We start from the raw sequence: 16,256 nt of genomic DNA, 5'->3' as shown, positions 1-16,256 counted from the left end.
GCCTCGTGAGTGCCTGGGATGAGCTGCGTCGCCACATCGTCGAGAAGGCCGTCGTCCGCGGCCGGGTCGTGCTGTCGTCGGGCCAGGAGGCCGACTACTACGTCGACCTGCGCCGCATCACCCTCGACGGCGCCGCCGCGCCCCTCGTCGGGACCGTGATGCGCGAGCTCACCACCGATCTCGCCTACGACGCCGCCGGCGGCCTCACCCTCGGCGCCGACCCGGTTGCGACGTCGATGCTGCACGCGGCCCACACCGCCGGGCAGTCCCTCGACGCGTTCGTCGTCCGCAAGGACGCCAAGCAGCACGGGCTGCGCCGCCGGATCGAGGGCCCGGACGTCGCCGGGCGCCGCGTGCTCGCCGTCGAGGACACGTCGACCACCGGCGGCAGCGTGCTGACCGCCGTCGAGGCACTGCGTGAGGCCGGCGCCGACGTCGTCGCCGTCGCCGTCATCGTGGACCGCGACACCGGGTCGCGGGAGCGGATCGAGGCGGCCGGGCTGGAGTACCGGGCCGCCTACTCGTGGTCCGACCTGGGTCTCTAGGGCTCTGGCAGCACCGGCCGAGCCGGGTACCAGAGGCCGTTGCGCAGTTCGCGGTCGCCGAGCGGCTCGTCCAACTCGACCGTGACGGGTGTCTCCGGGTTGCCGACGCAGGTGAGGAGCTCGCCTTCGGGTGGCTCGATGCGCATGGTGATGACGACGGCGTCGTCCTGGTACTCGACGATCGGGTCGGCCAGCCGGCCGTCGGCGGGCTGCCCGCTGGAGCAGTCGATCTCGTAGGCCAGGATCGTCACCGCCGTGGCATCGGGTGGCGGCTGCTCGCCCGGGAGCCGCCAATCGGCTGGGTCGAGTCCGTCGTCGAAGTATCGCTCCGGCTGGCATTCACCGGTACCTCGAACCGACCAGGTGCCGTCGGCGGCCTGCTCGTAGGTCGCCCCGACGATGCTGTTCGGCGCGATGTTGCGGGCGGTCGCGGTCTGGTCCAACCAGATCAGGAGGTAGGCCGTCGAGCCCACCTGGTCGACCAGCGTCCAGCCGTCGATCAACCCGGCCGCGACCGGCGGCCGCGCCGTGGTGCGGACGGCGACGCCGAGGTCACTCTCCGGGTCGAGCGCCGGCCGCTCGGTGAGCAGCACCGGGTCGAACGCCGGCCAGGTTTCTCCGCAGGTGACCAGGTCGCCGACCGGCGGGGTGTCCGCCGGTTGCGGCTCGGCGTCGCCGGCGACCGGGACCAGCCCCCGTCCGGCGAACCCGGCCACGGCGCCGATCGCGAGCACCGCCGCCGTTCCCGCGATGCGGCGCCGCCGCCGTCGGGCCACACCGGCGCGCGTCGCGCTGTCGGCGAGGTCGTCGCCCCCCGGAGCGTGCGCGGCGCGCTCGGACAGGGTGGCGCGCAGCGCGGTCTCCAGGTCGAGGTCAGACACGGGTCCACTCCTTCCGCAGCGTCGCCAGGGCCCGGGACGCGTTCGACCGGACCGTCGAGGGCGTGCTGCCGAGCAGTTCGGCGATGCGGGCGTCGTCGAGGTCCTCGTAGTACCGCAGCACCAGCACCGCCCGCTGCACGCGCGGCAGCCCCGCCAGCGCGGTCCACATGACCGTCCGCTCGGCGTGCGCGTCGCCGTGGTCGGGCCCGGGCGCGACGGCGGGCAGGTCGGCCGGCGCGGTCGCCGCCTCGGTGGAACTGCGCCGCCGCCGGCCGTCGAGGTAGGCGTTGACGACCATGCGACGCACGTAGGCGTCGGGCTGGTCGGCCCGGCTGACCCGCCGCCACTGCCGGAACGCCCGCAGCAACGCCGTCTGGACGACGTCCTCGGCGAGGTGGGCGTCGCCGGTCAGCAGGTACGCGAGGCGCAGCAGCGGCTGCCGCCGGGTGACCACGTACTCGTGGAAGTCCACGCCCATGTCCCTGAGACGTGGCGAGGCGGCCGATCCGCTGCATCGTCCGTCCGGCGCGAATCTCCGGACCCGCCCACACCCGCGCCCACGACTCGGTACATTTGCCGCCGTTCCCCTGCGTGACAACACGCATACCCTTCTGTCAAGGAATCAGACAAACGATGCGAAAGCTCGGAATTTCCGCACTGCTGGCCGCCACCCTGTTCCTCGCCGCCTGTGGTGGCGACGACGACTCCGGCGACGACGCGACGACCGGCAGCGAGGAGACCGCCGCCGCCGCCGAGACGGCGGCGGCCGGCGAAGGCGAGGGCGACGGCGAAGGCGCCGCCGGCCTGCAGGGTGCGCTGCTGACGGCCGAGGACCTGCCCGAGGGCGCGACCGTGTCCGCGTTCGACGTCGCGCAGCTCAGCAGCGCCGGCGAGAGCATGGCCCAGCTCATGGAGGGCGTCACCTACGAGCCGGCCGACTGCCAGGCCTACGACTCCAACCCGCTGCAGAAGGACGGCGCCGACGCGGCCGGCATGACCGCGACCTCCGGCACCGACGTCCTGGTCAACGCCGTCTACACGAACGCGAGCGCCGACGACGTCGCGAGCGTCCAGGAGTACTACGACCGCTGCGGCGAGATCACCATCAGCGGCGAGGCGGCCGGTCAGCCGCTGGACATGACCGTCCGCACCAGCACCGTCGACGCGCCGGACGTGGACGCGGACGAGGTCATCGCGGTCGAGACGGTCACCGAGTCGGCGGCCATGCCGGGTGTGCCGACGCGGGTCATCTACATGATCGACGGCGACCGCGGCGTGTACGTGGCCGGCAACCCGGAGTCGACGACGTTCGACCTGGACGCCCTGGCCGCCGCGGCGCTGGAGAAGCTCAAGGCGCAGGGCTGACGTACCGGGTCGCGCCGGGCCGCCGAGCGGGCGGTCCGGCGCGACCGGTAGATTGGCCGACCCACCCGGTCAACGAGGAGCCGGCCATCATGCGCAAGACGGCCTTGACCACGCTGGTCGCCGCGGCGCTGCTCACCGGCTGCGGCGGCGACGACGGCGTCGACCTGGAGGCGGCGCTGCTCACCGCCGACGACCTCCCCGAGGACGTCGACCTGTTGCCGCTCGACGCGATCGAGCTGACGGGGACCATCAAGAGCATGGCGCGGCTGCTCGAGAACGTCAGCTACGAGCCGGCCGAGTGTGCCGAGGACCCCGCCGATCCGCTGCACCGCGACGACGTCGAGTCCGCGGGCGTCACCGCGGTCTCCGGCGAGGACGTCTTCGTGCAGGCCGTCTACACCGGCGCGTCCGTCGACGACCTCACCGCCATCGAGGACTACTACCGCCGCTGCGCCGAGGTCACCGTCCGCGGCGAGATGGCCGGCGAGAAGGTCGACCTGACGATCACGACCGAGGTCACGGGCGGGCCGCCGGTCGACGCCGACCACGTGATCGCGCTCGACAGCACGACGAGCGCGGCCGGCGCCCCGGACATGCTGAACCACGCCGTCTACCTGATCGACGGCGCCGAGGGCATGTTCGTGGCGGTGACGCCCGAGTCGCGGACGTTCGACCTCGACGCGCTGACGGTGACGGCGCTGGAGAAACTGCGCGCCGCGCGGGGCTGACCCGGCCGGCACCCGGCACCAACTACGGTGGTGACGTGAGCGAGGAGACGGCCGCGACGGCGCAGCCCGGCGTCGGCCCGTGGCCGGGACCCTGGCCGGACGACCCGCGCTACGACGCCGACCTGCTCGCCCACGGCGACCGCCGCAACGTCGTCGACGGCTACCGGTACTGGAGCAACGACGCGATCGTCGCCGACCTCGACCGGCGCCGGCACCCGTTCCACGTCGCCATCGAGAACTGGCAGCACGACTTCAACATCGGCTCGGTCGTGCGGACGGCGAACGCGTTCCTCGCCGCCGAGGTGCACATCGTCGGGCGGCGCCGCTGGAACCGTCGCGGCGCCATGGTCACCGACCGCTACCAGCACGTCCGGCACCACTCCGACCTCGCCGCGCTCGCCGCCTGGGCCAAGGAGGAGGACCTGCCGGTGCTGGGCATCGACAACCTGCCCGGCGCCGTCGCGCTGGAGACCTACGACCTGCCCCGCGCGTGCGTCCTGCTGTTCGGGCAGGAGGGGCCCGGCCTGTCCGAGGCCGCCCGCGAGCACGTCAGCGCCGTCCTGTCGATCGCGCAGTTCGGCTCCACCCGTTCCATCAACGCCGGCGCGGCCGCGGCCATCGCCATGCACGCCTGGATCCGCCGGCACGTCGTGCCCGGAGGTGCCGATGGCTGAGCGCGTACTGGTGATCGGGGCGGACGCCGGCGGCATGAGCGCGGCGTCGCAGGCGCTGCGGACGGCGAAGGCGGCCGGCCGCGACCTCGACGTGATCGCCGTCGACCGCGGGCACTGGACGTCGTACTCCGCGTGCGGCATCCCGTACTGGATCGCCGGTGACGTCGCCTCGGCCGCCGCGCTGGTGGCCCGCACGCCGGAGCAGCACCGCGCCAACGGCATCGACGTCCGCATGGTCACCGAGGCGGTCGAGCTCGACACCGACGCCGGCTGGGTCGAGGTGGTCGACCACGCGGCCGGGCGGCGTGAGCGGCTCGGCTACGACCAGCTGATCATCGCCACCGGCGCGACCCCGGTCCGCCCCGACGTCCCGGGCGCCGACGCCGCCGGCATCTACGGCGTGCAGACGCTCGACGACGGCGGCGCGGTGCTGCGCCACCTGGCCACGCCGCGGCAGCGCGCCGTCGTCGTCGGCGCCGGGTACATCGGCCTGGAGATGGCCGAGGCGATGGTCCGCCGCGGCCTCACGGTCACCGTCGTCGACCGCGGCCCGGAGCCGATGAACACGCTCGACCCGGACCTCGGCACCCAGGTGCACGCCGCGATGGAGCGCATGGGCATCGACGTCGTGACCTCGGCCTCGGTGACGGCGTTCGAGACCGGCCCGGACGGCGCCGTGACCGCCGTCGCCACCGACGCCGGCACCTACCCCGCCGACGTCGTCGTGCTCGGGACCGGCGTGCGGCCGGCCACCGACCTGGCCCGGGCCGCCGGGCTGCCGCTGGGCCCGTCCGGCGGGCTGCGCACCGACGACACGCAGCGGGTCGTCGACGGCGTGTGGTCGGCCGGCGACTGCGTCGAGACGTGGGACCGGGTCCGGCGCGACTGGGTGCACGTCCCGCTCGGCACGCACGCGAACAAGCAGGGCCGAGTGCTGGGGACGAACCTCGGCGGCGGCTCGGCCCGGTTCCCCGGCATCGTCGGCACCGCGCTGACGAAGGTGTGCAACCTCGAGCTGGCCCGCACCGGGCTGACCGAGGGCGACGCCGTCGCGGCCGGGCTGGACCACGTCGCGGTCACGATCGAGTCGACCACCCGGTCCGGCTACTATCCGGGGGCGGAGCCGATCACCGTCAAGATGGTCGCGCAGCGCCCGTCCGGCCGGCTGCTCGGCGCGCAGATCGTCGGCCGGGACGGCTCGGCCAAGCGGATCGACGTGTGCGCGATGGCGCTGTGGAGCGAACTGACCGTCGGCGAGCTCGCCATGACCGACCTCGCCTACGCGCCGCCGTTCTCGTCGGTGTGGGACCCGGTGCAGATCGCCGCCCGGAAGGCCGCCGACCGGCTCTGACGCCCGACCCTGAGATCATTCTCAGGGTTCGCCCGCGCCACGGACTCCGGGGTGGTCGTGCTCGGGGACGACGCCGCGTGTCGTCCCTCGGCCGGACGCGCTGTGTCGCGCCGCGGCGGTACCGTCGAGCCGTGCCAGTCATCCAGACCGAGGAGCTGACGAAACGCTTCCCGGCGACCACCGCGCTCGACCAGCTGACGATCGACGTCGAGCCGGGCGTCGTCGGCCTCGTCGGCGCCAACGGCGCGGGCAAGTCGACGCTGATCAAGATCCTGCTCGGGCTCTCGCCGGCGACGTCCGGACGGGCCAGCGTGTTCGGTCTCGACGTCGTCAAGGACGGCCCGAAGATCCGCGAGCGGGTCGGTTACATGCCCGAGCACGACTGCCTGCCCGCCGACGTGTCGGCGACGGAGTTCGTCGTGCACATGGCCCGCATGTCCGGGCTGCCGGCCGACGCCGCCCGCGAGCGGACCGCCGACACGCTGCGCCACGTCGGCCTCTACGAGGAGCGGTACCGGCCCATCGGCGGCTACTCCACCGGCATGAAGCAGCGGGTCAAGCTGGCCCAGGCGCTGGTCCACGACCCCGAGATCGTCATGCTGGACGAGCCGACGAACGGCCTTGACCCGGTCGGCCGCGACGACATGCTGGCGCTGATCCGGCGCATCTGGGCCGAGTTCGGCATCACCGTCCTCGTCACGTCGCACCTGCTCGGCGAGCTAGAGCGCATCGCCGACCACGTCGTCGTCATCGACGCGGGCCGGCTGCTGCGCTCGTCGTCGACCTCGGAGTTCACCCGCACCAGCCAGTTCCTGGTGGTCGAGCTGACGGCCGAGACCGACGCCGTCGCCGCCACGCTGGCCGAGCAGGGCCTGACGGTGAAGCGCGACGGCGCCCAGCTGGTGCTCTCGCTGGACGACGAGGCGATCTACGACGTCGTCCGCGACGCCGTCGCCGCGCACGGCGTCGGCCTGATCCGGCTCGAGCAGCGCCGGCACCACATCTCGGAGATCTTCGGAGCGGAGCCGGCCGATGACTGAGCAGACCCCGTCGGGCGTCATCCACGACATCGGCTACCGCAAGTACGACGGCGCCCGCCTCGGCCGCGCCCGGGTCGCGCGGGCGCTGTACGCGCACAGCCTGCGCGGCGCCTACGGACTGGGCCGGTCGGCCAAGGCGAAGGTGCTGCCGATGCTGCTGCTCGGCGTCATGTGCCTGCCGGCGTTCATCATCGCGGTCATCGCGAACGTCACGTCCACCATCACCGCCGAGCTGCCGCTGCCGTACTCGCGCTACGTCGTCGTCACTCAGGGCATCCTGACGATCTTCGTAGCTGCCCAGGCGCCGGCGTCGCTCTCGCGCGACCTGCGGTTCAAGACCGTCCCGCTGTACTTCTCCCGGCCGATGGAGCGCACGGACTACGTGCTGGCGAAGTTCGCCGCGCTCTCGACGGCGCTGCTCATGCTGATCGCGGCGCCGCTGCTGATCATGTACGTCGGCGCGCTGCTGGCCGAGCTGCCGGCCTGGGAGCAGACCAGTGACCTGCTGCTGGCGCTGCTCGGCGCGGTGGTGTTCTCGGTCGTGTTCGCCGGCGTCGGGTTGCTCATCGCGTCGCTGACCGCGCGCCGCGGGTTCGGCGTCGCGGCGATCATCACGGTCTTCGCGCTGAGCTTCGCCGCCGTCAGCGCGCTGCAAGGGATCATCCGCTACGAGGTGGAGGACATCGACCTCGCCGGCTGGCTGGGGCTGCTGTCGCCGATCACGCTGGCCGACGGGTTCCAGACCTGGGTGCTCGACGCGTCGTCGTCGGCGGTCGCGCCACCGCCAGGCGCCGCCGGCGGCGTGGTGTACGTGCTGGTGACGTTCGCCGTCATCGGCGCCTGCTGGGCCCTGCTCAACCTGCGCTACCGGAAGGTCTCGGCATGAGCGTCCTCTCCGTCGACACGGTCTCGCGCTGGTACGGCAACGTCGTGGCCGTCAACGACGTCACGATGACCATCGGCCCCGGCATCACCGGCCTCCTCGGCCCGAACGGCGCCGGCAAGTCGACGCTGATCGGCATGCTGGCCGGCTTCCTGGCGCCGTCGGCCGGCACCGTCACGCTCGACGGCGGCGCCGTCTGGAAGAACCCCGAGGTGTACCGGACGATCGGGCTGGTGCCCGAGCGCGAGGCGGCCTACGACTTCCTCACCGGCTGGCAGTTCGTGCTGGCCAACGCGGAGCTGCACGGCCTGGCCGACCCCGGCGCCGCCGCCAAGCGCGCCCTGGCCACCGTCGAGATGGAGTTCGCCCAGTCCCGCCGCGTCGGTGAGTACTCCAAGGGCATGAAGCAGCGGGTCAAGATGGCGTCGGCGCTGGTCCACGACCCGTCCGTGCTGCTGCTGGACGAGCCGTTCAACGGCATGGACCCGCGGCAGCGGCTGCACCTGATGGACCTGCTGCGGCAGATGGGCGCCGAGGGCCGCACGGTGCTGTTCAGCTCGCACATCCTCGAAGAGGTCGAGCAGCTGGCGCAGCAGATCGAGGTCATGGTGGCCGGCCGGCACGCCGCCTCCGGCGACTACCGCGAGATCCGCCGGCTGATGACCGACCGGCCGCACCAGTACGTCCTGCGCTCGTCCGACGACCGCGGCTTGGCGTCCGCGCTGATCGCCGACGGCTCCACCGCGGGCGTCCAGCTGGTCGACGGCGTGCTGAGCGTCGAGGCCGTGTCGTTCCTGCGGTTCACCGAGCTGCTGCCGCGCGTCGCCCGCGACGCGGGGATCCGGCTCTACGAGGTCTCACCGACCGACGAGTCGCTCGAGAGCGTCTTCTCCTATCTGGTGAAGAGTTAGGGGTACCGACATGAACGGGACCGTTGTCCGGTTGACCTACCGGGCGTTGCTCGGGGGCCGGCGCGCCTGGCTGTTGTTGCTGATGTCGGTGCTGCTGCTCTCGATGGCCGTGCTGCTGCGGATCGCTGTCGGGGTGGACCACCAGGTCACCGCGGACTTCCTCGGCGCGGTCGCGGTGGCCGCGCTGGTGCCGTTGTTCGGGCTGATCGTCGGCACCGGCGTCATCGGGCCGGAGATCGACGACGGGTCGATCGTCTACCTGCTGTCCAAGCCGATCTCGCGCCCGAAGATCATCATGAGCAAGCTGGTCGTCGCCGCCGCAGGGACCGTGCTGTTCGCCGCGGTGCCGACGTTCGTGGCCGGGCTGGTGATGTCCGGGACGACGGGGCGCATCGCGCTCGGCTTCGGCGCCGCCGCGCTGGTGGCGTCGCTGGCCTACAGCGCGATCTTCCTGCTGCTGGCCGTCGTCACCCGGCACGCGGTCGTGTACGGGCTGGCGTACGCGTTGATCTGGGAGGGCCTGCTCGGCTCGTTCGTCCCCGGTGCGCGGACGCTGAGCGTGCAGCAGTGGTCGCTGTCGCTGACCGAGGCGATCGCCACCCGCGACATCGTGTCGTCCGACGTGCGGCTGGCGGTCGCCGGGGTGCTGCTGGCCGTCGTGATCGTTGGCGCCACCTGGTACGCCGGCCAGCGGCTGCGCGTACTCACGCTGGCCGGCGACGAGTGAGCCATCAGGCGTTCTGACGCTCGGCCCGCTCCCGCACCAGCTCCTCGACGGCGAGCGGCAGCGTCGTGTGGAAGTCGATCAGCTTCGCCCACGTCGGCCTGACCACGATCCGCACCATGCGCTGGTAGAGCGAGCGGACCTCGGCCTCCCACTCGACCCGCTGCTCCGGCGTCATCTCGTAGCTGGTGTTCATCTCCATGTACTCGGCCGGGATGCCCTCGACGAAGTCCAGCTCGGCCTGGCCGCGCAGCAGCAGGATCTTCGGCGGGTGCACCTCGGTGTCGATGGTCAGCGCCACCGCCGGGTTCGCGCGCAGCGCCGCGATCTTCGGCGCGTTCGGCGTCGTGCACATGACGATCTCGCTGCCGTTCCAGGTGAACCCGATCGGGACGGTGCGAGGCGTGCCGTCGGCGGCGACGTACGCCAGCCGGGTGATGTCGCGGGCCAGCAGTTCCTGGCTCAGCGGGCGGTTCAGGATCTCGGCGATATCGTGCTGCTGCATGGTGTGCTCCTCGGGTCCTCCGGCCGCCCCGTCGGGGCTGCTCGTACACCGGGGACGGAGCCGGTGCCGCGTTCTCGACATTCCACCGGACGGGATTTTCCGGCGGCCGGTCCGGCGTTGCAGCACGCATGACGACAGTCGGGTTCATCGGCGCCGGCAACGTCGGCGCGCAACTGGCGCGGCTCGCCTCGGAGCACGGCTATAACGTCGTGCTGAGCAACTCGCGCGGGCCCGAGACACTGGTGGACCTGGTCGACGAGCTGGGCGACAACGCCCGGGCCGGCACCGCCGAGGACGCGGCGGCCGGCGGCGACATCGTCGTCGTGGCGATCCCGCTGCGGGCGATCGGATCGGTGCCGGTCGAGCCGCTGGCCGGCAAGATCGTCATCGACGCCTGCAACTACTACCCCCGGCGCGACGGCCACATCCCCGAGCTGGACGACGAGTCCACGACGACGTCGGAGCTGGTGCAGGCGCACCTGCCGCGGTCGCACGTCGTCAAGGCGTTCAACCACATCCGGGCCGGCGAGCTGACCACCGACGGCCGGCCCTCGGGCACCTCCGGGCGGCGGGCGCTGATCGTCGCGGGCGACGACGCCGACGCCAAGGCGCGGGTCGCGAAGCTGATCGACCGGTTCGGCTTCGACGTCGTCGACATCGGGCCGCTCGCCGAGGGCTGGCGCATTCAGCCGGACACCCCGGGCTACGGTCAACGGCGTACGGCGGACCAGTTGCGCGCCGACGTCGCCGCCGCTCGTCGCTACCGGGACAGGTGATTTCGCCGGACGTTGTCAGTGGCTGCGACTAGTGTTCGAACTCCAGTTCAAGCGAAGCCCCGGAGGCCGACATGATGTTGGACACCTGTCCCGCCGTCGAGCAGCAGCAGTGGCGGGACCAGGAGGACGCGTGGCTGCGCGACACGGTCCGCCGGCACGGCATGGCCGTGCAGTACGCCGCCGGCGCGCCACCGTTCGCCTACTCGGTCGGGCTGTTCGGTCTCGGCCATCCGGAGCTGCTGGTGTACGGGCTGGACCTGCAGTCCAGCGCCTGGGTGCTGAACCACCTCGGCGAGCGCGTCCGCGACGGCGAGCGGTTCGGCCCGGGCCGGCCGCTTCGACTGCACGGCTGGTCGCACCGGCTGCAGCTGTTCCCCTTCCACGACGGGGAGGAGCCGGCGGTGCTCGGCTCGGCACAGCGCTTCTACGGCCGCGGCCCGGCCGACCCGGTGCCCGCGCTGCAGCTCATCTGGGACGACGCCGATGGGCGGTTCCCCTGGGACGAGGGGTACGAGCTGCCGGCCGGGCTGCAGCCGGCGCCGCGGCCGCACTCACCGGAGTAGGCGCGTCCTCGTCAGTGACGCGGTCGTCGGCGACGCCGTGGTCGGTGACGCGGCTATCCGTGACGCGGTTGTAGGCGACGCGGTGGACGGTGACGCGGCAGGCGACGGCGCGGTCATGCGGCGAGCACGGCGTGCGCCGTGGGTAGGTATGACCCGCCCCTCTAGGGAGGGTGCCCACCCTACGGGCGGGCACCGACACTGTCCGCGATCGCCGTCGCGGAGCGGGCGCGGGGCCGCACATAGCGGCGGGACGGGCCGTGGGGCGATGGCGGCCGTGCGGGAGCACCGCTAGGGCGGGCGCAGCGTGCGCCGTGAGGTAGGTATGACCCGCCCCTCTAGGGAGGGTGCCCACCCTACGGGCGGGCACCGACACTGTCCGCGATCGCCGTAGCCGAGCGGGTGCGGGGCCGCACATCACGGCGACGCGGGGCCGTCTGGCGCGCTGGCGGCCGGGCGTGGACGCCGCAAGGGCGCGGCGGCTGGACGGGGCACGGCGATGCGCCAAGCCGGGGCAGCGTGATCCGGCGGCGCGTGCCGTCACGTCACGCGCCGCCGGGGCGCATACGCCCGCCGCAGCGGTCAGTTCTGCGCGGCTTCGGCCGGCGGCTTGTCGTCGGCGTGGTGCCGGCGCCACCGGCTCAGCCGGCGGTGCGCGCCGTCGTCCCCGGTGTCGACGACGCCATCCGTGGCCGAGTCGGTGGTGGTCCGGCCGGTCGTGGTGCCGGCCACCGGCATCGCCGTGGTCGCCTGGTCCTCAGCCAGCTCCTGGTGGGCGACCTTCTGCCGCAGGTACCTGATCTCCGTCCGCCGCGACCGGGCGGCACGCAGGCCGGCGGCGAGCGCGGCCACCGCGGCCAGCACGACGAGCATCGTCACGGCGCCGGCGACGAAGACGCCCCACACGGGGATGTCGACGTCCAGGCCGAACGATTCGACCAGCACCTCGCCGGTGCCGTCAGCCGCGGCCACGTACATCGCGGCGCCGACGACCACGAACAACAGCAGTGCGAGCACGATCAACATGGCTCCCGACCTCCTCTGGAGTCTGCGAAGCTCACGTACCCGCGCGGGCCGCCCCCAAACCGGCGGTCAGGACCGCAGCAGCTCCGCGGGACCGGCCACGACCCGGTGCGCACCGCCGTCGAGCAGGACCTGCGGCGACGTGCCGGTGGCGATGCCGATCACGAGGCCGACGCCGGCGGACAGCGCCGACCGCACGCCGGGCACGGTGTCCTCCAGGGCGACGGCGTCGGCCGGCGGCACACCGAGGGCGGCGGCACCGGCGAGGTACGGCGACGGGTCCGGCTTGCCGGCCGACGTCGTCTCGGCGGTGACGAGTTCGGCGAACAGGTCGCGGATGCCGAGGACGTCGCCGATCGCGCGCTCGGCCCACCACCGCCCGGCCGACGTCACCAGCGCGATCGCGACACCAGCCGCATGCAGCCGGCGGACCAGCTCGGCCGCGCCGGGCACCGGCCGCAGCGGATGTGCCTCGTGATCGAGATGCGACAGCACGCCCTCGACCAGGGCGTCGGTGTCCTCGCCGGTCCACGGGCCGGGAAGCTGAGCGAACACCTCCTCGCCGCGACGGCCGGCGAACGCGCGCAGCACCTCGGGTCCGGCGTCCCAGCCGCGGGCGGTGAAGTACGCCCGGTAGGCGGCCTGGTTGGCCGGCTCGCTGTCGACCAGCGTGCCGTCGAGGTCGAGCAGCGCGGCCCGCCGGCCGGCGAGCACCTGGTCGACCCCCGGGTCCAGCCCGTCGCTCACCGGTTCCACACGAACAGCACCTCGCCCGCGGCGACCGCGCCGCCGGCGTGCAGCGAGGTCAGCTGGCCGGCGGTCGCCTCCAGCGCGATCACCGGCGCCACCGGCGACCGGCCGCCGGACTCGACGGCGGCGGGATGCCAGGTGACGACGGCGGCGCCGGCGGCCACCGTGTCGCCCTCGGCGACGTGCAGCTCGAAGCCGGCGCCCTCCAGCTGCACGGTGTCGATGCCGAGGTGGGTGAGCACACCGGCGCCGTCCTCGGTCTGGACGACGAACGCGTGCGGGTGCAGCTTGACCAGCCGGCCCGGCACCGGCGCGACCGCCGTCACCGCGCCGGTCCGGTCCGGGTCGACCGCGAGGCCGGGGCCGACCAGGGCCTGGGCGAAGACCGGGTCCGGCACCTCGGCCAGCTCGATCACCCGCCCGGGCACCGGGGACAGCACGTCGAGCTGGGTCACATCAGGTCCTCGATGTCGGTGGCGATGGTGTCCGCCTCGGGCCCGACGACGACCTGGACGACCTGCCCGGCCGAGATGACGCCGAACGCGCCGGCGGCCTTCAGCGCCTTCTCGTCGACCTTGGACGAGTCGTGCACCTCGGTGCGCAGCCGGGTCGCGCACGGCTCGATCTCGACGATGTTCTCGGCGCCGCCCAGCGCCTTCAGGATCTGCTCGGCCTTGTCCATGGGTCCCCTCCGTTGGTGTGTGAAGTGCGCGGCCGGCTCAGCTGCCGGCCGGGTCTGTCTGGGTGACCTTCGAGAGCCCGCGGGGCGCGTCCGGGTCGAGGCCGAGCCTGCGCGCCAGCGCCTCCACCGTCAACTGCGCCGGCACGACGAGCGCCAGCGGGGCCACCAGCTCCCGCAGCGCCGGGCCGGGCACGCAGACGTCGACGGCGCCGGCGAACCCGGCGTCGCCGCCGATGCCGATGGTCGCGGCCGCGCCGCGGCGGCGCAGGTCGTGCGCCAGCTCCGTCATGCCCGACACCATCGGCCCGTCGGCGGCGGACACCAGCAGCGCGACGTGCTCGGCGTCGACGACGGCGATCGGGCCGTGCCGCAGGTCGGCGTAGGACAGCCCGCGCACCGGGCGAAGGCAGGTCTCCTCCAGCTTCAGCGCTGCCTCCAGCGCCGTGCCGAACGTGATGCCGCGCCCACTGACCAGCGTCTCCGGCGTCGACGCGAGCCGCTCGGCGGCCTCGTCGACACCTTCGCGCCGCTCGATCAGCCGCTGCACCTCGCCCGGGACCCGGTCCAGGTCGGCGTCGAGCGTGCCGGGCTTCGCGGCCAGTGCGTCGGCCAGCACGGCCATCGCGGCCAGCTGGGTGGTGTACGACTTCGTGGCCGGCACCGCGAGCTCCGCGCCGGCCTGCGTGACCAGCGCCAGGTCCGCCGCGCCGGCCAGCGCGCTGCCGCCGTCGTTGGTGACGGCGATCGTGCGGGCGCCGTGGGCGGCGGCCCAGGCCTGGGTCTCGACGATCTCCGCGGTCTCCCCGGACTGCGACACCGACACGACCAGCGCCTCGGAGAGATCGAGGTCGGAGTGGTAGTGCGTCGCCACACTCGGCGCCGCCAGCCCGCCCGGGACGCCCGCGTGCACCTCGAGCAGGTACCGGCCGTAGATCGCCGCGTTGTCCGACGACCCGCGGGCGACGAACAGCACGACGCGGCGGCTCTCGGCCAGCGTCTTCAGCTCCGTCCGCAGCGGCAGCAGCGACTCCAGGGTGCGGGCGATGGCCTCCGGCTGCTCGGCGATCTCGCGGGCCATGATCGTGTGGGTCACGGGGCGGTCTCTCCTGTCGGGTCGATCGGCTGACGGGGTCAGGTGGTGGCGTCGGGCGCCACGCTGCGCCGACGAGGGACGACCGATGGGTTCGGGCGGGCCACCGGTACCCACAGTGTGTACCGGTCCGAGCGGAACGCCGAGCGGCTGTACTCGATCGCGGAGTCGCCGGTGAACGCGCGCCGGGAGATCCGCAGCACCGGCTTGCCCGGCTTGATGTGCAGCAGCTTGGCCTCCTCGTGGTCGGCCTCACCGGCGTCGATCGTGTCCTCGCCCCAGTCGGGGATCAGCCCGCGGGCGTCGAGCTCGACGTACACGCTGGCCGGGACGGCGCCGTCGAGGAACCCGGGCAGCCGGCCGGCCGGCAGCCAGGTGTGCTCGACGGCCATCGGCTCGTCGTCGGCCAGGCGCAGCCGGTGCAGGTGGATGAGGTTCTCGCCGGGCGCGACCTTGAGCGCCTCCGCGATGTCGTGCTCGGCCGGCGCGAAGCCCGCCGAGAGCACCTTGACGCCGGCGGTCATGCCACGCCGGGTCATCTCCTCGGTGAACGACGCCAGCCGGACCTGCAGGTCCACCTTGGGTGGCGCGACGAACGTCCCGCGACCCTGCACCCGTTCGAGCACGCCCTCTACGACCAGCGCGTCGACCGCCTGGCGCACCGTCATCCGGGAGACGCCGAACCGCTCGCACAGCATCCGCTCCGACGGCACGGGGTCGCCGGTGCGCAGCTCACTGAGGACGAGAGTGCGCAGGTAGTCGCGCACTTGTAGGTACTTCAGCGTCGATCGGCGCAAGGACAGCACGGGACTCGCATCGGGTCGGGGCCACCGGAAATCCGGTCGACCGGCTGATCGAGGGCACACACCCCTTGACAAGTGTGGGGCGCAGCCACATTGTATGGGCCACTGGTCAAGTCATCTAGACCAGTTCCTACCACTGTCCGTGATGTCGGAAATGAGAGGGTCTCCGTGAACGTGGTCGACGGACCGGTGCCCAAACACCGGCAGCTCAGAGAGATCCTGCTCGCGATGATCGAGGGCGAGCTGGTGCCGGACGCGCCGGTGCCCTCGGAGCGCGAGCTGGTGGCGCGCTTCAAGGTCAGCCGGGCGACGGTGCGCGAGGCCGTCGGCCGGCTGGTCGCCGAGGGCCGGCTCTACCGCGTGCGCGGCAAGGGCACCTTCGTCGCCGCGGCCAGCATCGAGTCGCAGATGCACCTGTCCTCGTTCACCGAGGACATGCGCCGCCGCGGGCACAAACCGTCGACCGTCGTGCTGGGCGCCGACGAGACCGCGGCGCCGCCGCCGGCCCGCGCGGCGCTCGGCCTGGACGTCATCGACCGCGCCTACCGGATCGAGCGGCTGCGCTCGGCCGACGGAGCGCCGATGGCGCACGAGGTGTCCTGGCTGCCGGCGGCGCCGCTGCCCGGGCTGCTCGAGCGCGACCTCACCAGTTCCGTCTACTCGATCCTGGCCCACGACTACGGCCGCGTCCTCGACTCCGCCGCCCAGACGGTGTGGGCCGAGGGCGCCGACCCGCTGCGCGCACGGCTGCTTCGCGTCCCGCCGGCCGCGCCGCTGCTGGTCTTCCGCAAGACCTCCTACGCCGCCGGGCGGCCGATGGAGCACGTCACCTCGTGGTACCGCGCCGACCGGTACCAGGTGCACATGACGCTGGAACGCACCCCCCACACGGGCTCGGCGGGCGCCGGACCCGGACATCACCTGTAGAGGAGAAGCACGTGAACCCTCACATCCTCACGACGACG

At 73.0% G+C, this 16,256-nt stretch carries 21 protein-coding genes; 12 read left to right on the top strand and 9 right to left on the bottom strand.

Translation table 11 applies throughout. The annotated features are described in order from the left end of the window. Positions 1-5: 5 nt before the first annotated feature. Positions 6-545, top strand: a complete 540-nt coding sequence (pyrE, locus tag C1I92_RS10235; RefSeq protein ID WP_111254561.1) for an orotate phosphoribosyltransferase — start codon at positions 6-8, stop codon at positions 543-545. Here pyrE and C1I92_RS10230 read toward each other — a convergent pair. Both C1I92_RS10230 and C1I92_RS10225 read right to left on the bottom strand, forming a co-directional pair. Continuing rightward, positions 542-1,426 carry a hypothetical protein gene (locus tag C1I92_RS10230; RefSeq protein WP_111254560.1) on the bottom strand — a complete coding sequence of 295 codons (885 nt, stop codon included), beginning with the start codon at positions 1,424-1,426 and terminating at the stop codon, positions 542-544. The two genes, pyrE and C1I92_RS10230, sit on opposite strands and share 4 nt — an antisense overlap. After that, on the bottom strand, positions 1,419-1,904 hold the full coding sequence (locus tag C1I92_RS10225; RefSeq protein WP_369124089.1) for a SigE family RNA polymerase sigma factor: 486 nt from the start codon (positions 1,902-1,904) through the stop codon (positions 1,419-1,421). Before C1I92_RS10225 ends, C1I92_RS10230 begins: the two co-directional genes overlap by 8 nt. A 155-nt stretch (positions 1,905-2,059) precedes the next feature. Here C1I92_RS10225 and C1I92_RS10220 point away from each other — a divergent pair, with 155 nt between their 5' ends. The 8 genes from C1I92_RS10220 (at position 2,060) to C1I92_RS10185 (ending at position 9,105) form a co-directional block, all read left to right on the top strand. After that, entirely contained in the window at positions 2,060-2,791 is a 732-nt protein-coding gene (locus tag C1I92_RS10220) for a DUF5642 family protein (RefSeq protein ID WP_111254559.1), read from the top strand. 89 nt (positions 2,792-2,880) lie between these two features. Then, positions 2,881-3,519 carry a hypothetical protein gene (locus C1I92_RS10215; RefSeq protein ID WP_111254558.1) on the top strand — a complete coding sequence of 213 codons (639 nt, stop codon included), beginning with the start codon at positions 2,881-2,883 and terminating at the stop codon, positions 3,517-3,519. Between the two features lie 35 nt (positions 3,520-3,554). Continuing rightward, positions 3,555-4,193 (top strand): TrmH family RNA methyltransferase, encoded by a 639-nt coding sequence (locus C1I92_RS10210; RefSeq protein ID WP_199521107.1) that lies wholly within the window; start codon positions 3,555-3,557, stop codon positions 4,191-4,193. Further along, the gene (locus C1I92_RS10205; RefSeq protein ID WP_111254557.1) at positions 4,186-5,544 is read left to right on the top strand and encodes an FAD-dependent oxidoreductase; all 1,359 of its coding nucleotides are present in this window, start codon (positions 4,186-4,188) and stop codon (positions 5,542-5,544) included. The genes C1I92_RS10210 and C1I92_RS10205 overlap by 8 nt, the downstream gene beginning before the upstream one ends. A gap of 131 nt (positions 5,545-5,675) precedes the next feature. Then, positions 5,676-6,584 carry an ABC transporter ATP-binding protein gene (locus tag C1I92_RS10200; protein ID WP_111254556.1) on the top strand — a complete coding sequence of 303 codons (909 nt, stop codon included), beginning with the start codon at positions 5,676-5,678 and terminating at the stop codon, positions 6,582-6,584. Then, a complete protein-coding gene (locus C1I92_RS10195) occupies positions 6,577-7,470 on the top strand; it encodes an ABC transporter permease (RefSeq protein ID WP_111254555.1) in 894 nt (297 codons plus the stop codon). The genes C1I92_RS10200 and C1I92_RS10195 overlap by 8 nt, the downstream gene beginning before the upstream one ends. Beyond that, positions 7,467-8,378 (top strand): ABC transporter ATP-binding protein, encoded by a 912-nt coding sequence (locus C1I92_RS10190; RefSeq protein WP_111254554.1) that lies wholly within the window; start codon positions 7,467-7,469, stop codon positions 8,376-8,378. The genes C1I92_RS10195 and C1I92_RS10190 overlap by 4 nt, the downstream gene beginning before the upstream one ends. A gap of 10 nt (positions 8,379-8,388) precedes the next feature. Further along, positions 8,389-9,105, top strand: coding sequence for an ABC transporter permease (locus C1I92_RS10185; RefSeq protein WP_111254553.1), 717 nt, complete (start codon positions 8,389-8,391; stop codon positions 9,103-9,105). A 4-nt stretch (positions 9,106-9,109) separates the two neighbouring features. Here the strand turns inward: C1I92_RS10185 and C1I92_RS10180 are convergent, their stop codons facing one another. Then, a complete protein-coding gene (locus tag C1I92_RS10180; protein WP_111254552.1) occupies positions 9,110-9,607 on the bottom strand; it encodes a pyridoxamine 5'-phosphate oxidase family protein in 498 nt (165 codons plus the stop codon). A 128-nt stretch (positions 9,608-9,735) separates the two neighbouring features. On the opposite strand from C1I92_RS10180, the gene C1I92_RS10175 reads away from it, so the two are divergent. Next, the gene (locus C1I92_RS10175) at positions 9,736-10,383 is read left to right on the top strand and encodes an NADPH-dependent F420 reductase (protein ID WP_111254551.1); all 648 of its coding nucleotides are present in this window, start codon (positions 9,736-9,738) and stop codon (positions 10,381-10,383) included. A 71-nt stretch (positions 10,384-10,454) separates the two neighbouring features. Further along, positions 10,455-10,946: a DUF4262 domain-containing protein gene (locus tag C1I92_RS10170; protein ID WP_111254550.1), complete on the top strand. Its 492-nt coding sequence runs from the start codon at positions 10,455-10,457 to the stop codon at positions 10,944-10,946. 579 nt (positions 10,947-11,525) lie between these two features. On the opposite strand, the gene C1I92_RS10165 is transcribed toward C1I92_RS10170, so the two are convergent. The 6 genes from C1I92_RS10165 to C1I92_RS10140 form a co-directional block, all read right to left on the bottom strand. Further along, positions 11,526-11,969 (bottom strand): hypothetical protein, encoded by a 444-nt coding sequence (locus C1I92_RS10165; protein ID WP_111254549.1) that lies wholly within the window; start codon positions 11,967-11,969, stop codon positions 11,526-11,528. A gap of 66 nt (positions 11,970-12,035) precedes the next feature. Further along, positions 12,036-12,713, bottom strand: coding sequence for an HAD family hydrolase (locus C1I92_RS10160; RefSeq protein ID WP_158564079.1), 678 nt, complete (start codon positions 12,711-12,713; stop codon positions 12,036-12,038). Next, positions 12,710-13,171 carry a PTS sugar transporter subunit IIA gene (locus C1I92_RS10155; RefSeq protein WP_233506902.1) on the bottom strand — a complete coding sequence of 154 codons (462 nt, stop codon included), beginning with the start codon at positions 13,169-13,171 and terminating at the stop codon, positions 12,710-12,712. The genes C1I92_RS10160 and C1I92_RS10155 overlap by 4 nt, the downstream gene beginning before the upstream one ends. Then, on the bottom strand, positions 13,168-13,398 hold the full coding sequence (locus tag C1I92_RS10150) for a PTS sugar transporter subunit IIB (protein WP_111254547.1): 231 nt from the start codon (positions 13,396-13,398) through the stop codon (positions 13,168-13,170). The genes C1I92_RS10155 and C1I92_RS10150 overlap by 4 nt, the downstream gene beginning before the upstream one ends. Before the next feature lie 37 nt (positions 13,399-13,435). Then, positions 13,436-14,476 carry an SIS domain-containing protein gene (locus C1I92_RS10145; RefSeq protein WP_369124091.1) on the bottom strand — a complete coding sequence of 347 codons (1,041 nt, stop codon included), beginning with the start codon at positions 14,474-14,476 and terminating at the stop codon, positions 13,436-13,438. 53 nt (positions 14,477-14,529) lie between these two features. Beyond that, positions 14,530-15,270, bottom strand: coding sequence for a GntR family transcriptional regulator (locus C1I92_RS10140; RefSeq protein ID WP_111254603.1), 741 nt, complete (start codon positions 15,268-15,270; stop codon positions 14,530-14,532). Between the two features lie 249 nt (positions 15,271-15,519). Between C1I92_RS10140 and C1I92_RS10135 the strand changes: the two genes are divergently transcribed. Then, entirely contained in the window at positions 15,520-16,218 is a 699-nt protein-coding gene (locus C1I92_RS10135) for a GntR family transcriptional regulator (protein WP_111254602.1), read from the top strand. The last annotated feature ends 38 nt before the right edge of the window (positions 16,219-16,256 follow it).

Origin of the sequence: Jiangella anatolica, assembly GCF_003236295.1 — a bacterium.
GTDB classification, from domain to species: Bacteria; Actinomycetota; Actinomycetes; order Jiangellales; family Jiangellaceae; genus Jiangella; species Jiangella anatolica.
This window is presented reverse-complemented; position numbering and strand designations above follow the sequence as displayed.